We start from the raw sequence: 214 nt of genomic DNA on the forward strand, positions 1-214 counted from the left end.
TTGCAGGTACGGAACATGTCCAGGTCTTCCAAAGGTACTGTCGAACAACCGGGCAAGAAGGTCAGCCAGAAGTCGGGCCTGAACCGGGCTATCCTCGATCAGGGATGGGGCGAGTTTCGCCGCCAGCTTGGCTATAAGCTTGGGTGGAACGGCGGCATGTTGCTGGCCGTGCCAGCGCAGCACACCAGCCAGACGTGCCCGGCTTGCGGCCACG

General features: G+C 62.1%; 1 protein-coding gene. It reads left to right on the forward strand.

Annotated features, from left to right (window positions below):
- Positions 1-214, forward strand: a 214-nt coding sequence (locus tag F1735_RS38720) for a zinc ribbon domain-containing protein (RefSeq protein ID WP_222853231.1), incomplete at both ends; no start/stop codon positions are given.

The sequence above is a fragment of the Massilia genomosp. 1 genome (genome assembly GCF_011682185.1).
In the GTDB taxonomy this organism is placed as follows: Bacteria; Pseudomonadota; Gammaproteobacteria; order Burkholderiales; family Burkholderiaceae_D; genus Telluria_A; species Telluria_A rubra.